Annotated in this window: 1 rRNA gene; it reads left to right on the forward strand. The window is 47.7% G+C overall.

Features of this window, described 5'->3' with window-relative positions:
* Positions 1 to 25: 25 nt before the first annotated feature.
* Positions 26 to 2,337 (forward strand): 23S ribosomal RNA (locus tag IEV77_RS17300); the annotation flags it as partial.

Raw genomic sequence — 2,337 nt, forward strand, 5'->3', positions numbered from 1 at the left:
AACTCATTAAAAAGACAAAAAGTACAATAAGCTAAATAAGGGCGTATGGGGAATGCCTAGGCTCTCAGAGGCGATGAAGGACGTGATAAGCTGCGAAAAGCTGCGGGGATTGGCACATACAAATCGATCCGCAGATATCCGAATGGGGCAACCCACTATATTGAAGATATAGTACCTAGCAATAGGAGCAAACCCGGGGAACTGAAACATCTAAGTACCCGGAGGAGAAGAAAACAATAGTGATTCCGTAAGTAGTGGCGAGCGAACGCGGATTAGTCCAAACCAGTACTGTTACGGCAGTGCCGGGGTTGTAGGACCACGATATTCGACCTGTAATGAATTAGAATCCTTAGGAAAAAGGAACCAAAGAGGGTGATAGTCCCGTATAAGTAAAGATCAGTAAGATAGTGGTATCCTGAGTAGCGCGGGACACGAGTAATCCTGTGTGAATCAGTCGGGACCATCCGATAAGACTAAATACTCCTGAGAGACCGATAGTGAACTAGTACCGTGAGGGAAAGGTGAAAAGAACCCTGAATAAGGGAGTGAAATAGATCCTGAAACCATACGCTTACAAGCGGTCGGAGCCCTTTGGGGTGACGGCGTGCCTTTTGCATAATGAGCCTACGAGTTACCGTTGCTAGCAAGGTTAAGTGATTAAGTCACGGATCCGTAGCGAAAGCGAGTCTGAATAGGGCGCTTTAGTTAGTAGTGGTAGACGCGAAACCGTGTGATCTACCCATGGGCAGGTTGAAGCTGTAGTAACATACAGTGGAGGACCGAACCGGTTGACGTTGAAAAGTCTTCGGATGACCTGTGGGTAGGGGTGAAAGGCCAATCAAACTCGGAAATAGCTCGTACTCCCCGAAATGCATTTAGGTGCAGCGTTGATTTATAGTTTTATAGAGGTAGAGCTACTGATTGGATGCGGGGGCTTCACCGCCTACCAATTCCTGACAAACTCCGAATGCTATAAAATGTTAATCAGCAGTGAGGGCATGGGTGCTAAGGTCCATGTCCGAGAGGGAAAGAACCCAGACCATCAGCTAAGGTCCCAAAATATATGTTAAGTTGAATAAACGAGGTTGAACTGCTTAGACAGCTAGGATGTTGGCTTGGAAGCAGCCATTCATTTAAAGAGTGCGTAACAGCTCACTAGTCGAGCGGTTCGGCATGGATAATAATCGGGCATAAACATATTACCGAAGCTATGGGATAGAAATATCGGTAGGGGAGCATTGTAGTGTCGTCGAAGGTGAGTCGTAAGGCCTGCTGGAGAAGCTACAAAAGAAAATGTAGGCATAAGTAACGATAATGCGGGCGAGAAACCCGCACTCCGAAAGACTAAGGTTTCCTCAGCTATGCTAATCAGCTGAGGGTTAGTCGGGACCTAACGCGAACCCGAAAGGGGTAGTGGATGGACAACAGATTAATATTTCTGTACCTGCTCTTACTAAAAGTGACGGAGGCGTAAATTTGGTGCGAACTGACGGAATAGTTCGTTGAAGCCAGTGGTAACACGGCGATAGTACACTAAGGCTACGGCTGCGGTGATAATCCAGAAAAGCGACTTCCAAGAAAAGCGAAAGAAGCAGCCCGTACCCTAAACCGACACAGGTAGTTGGGATGAGAATTCTAAGGAGCTCGAGAGATTCATGGTTAAGGAACTAGGCAAAATAGACCCGTAACTTCGGGAGAAGGGTCGCCCCACTTCGGTGGGGCCGCAGTGAAAAGGTCCAGGCGACTGTTTATCAAAAACACAGGGCTATGCTAAATTGAAAAATGACGTATATGGCCTGACACCTGCCCGGTGCTGGAAGGTTAAGTGGAGTTGTTAGCTTCGGCGAAGCAATGAAATGAAGCCCCAGTAAACGGCGGCCGTAACTATAACGGTCCTAAGGTAGCGAAATTCCTTGTCGGGTAAGTTCCGACCTGCACGAATGGTGCAACGATCTGGACACTGTCTCAACCATGAGCTCGGTGAAATTGTAGTATCGGTGAAGATGCCGATTACCCGCTGTGGGACGAAAAGACCCCGTGCACCTTTACTATAGCTTAGTATTGGTTTTGGATAAGTAATGTGTAGGATAGGTGGGAGACTTCGAAGCAGCATCGCTAGGTGTTGTGGAGTCATTGTTGAAATACCACCCTTTGCTTATCTAGAGTCTAACCTTCAACGAAGGGACAGTGCTTGGTGGGTAGTTTGACTGGGGTGGTCGCCTCCAAAAGAGTAACGGAGGCTTCTAAAGGTTCCCTCAGCACGCTTGGTAACCGTGCGTAGAGTGCAATGGCATAAGGGAGCTTGACTGAGAGACATACAGGTCGATCAGGTACGAA

This window comes from Xanthomarina arctica (assembly GCF_014638915.1).
In the GTDB taxonomy this organism is placed as follows: domain Bacteria; phylum Bacteroidota; class Bacteroidia; order Flavobacteriales; family Flavobacteriaceae; genus Xanthomarina; species Xanthomarina arctica.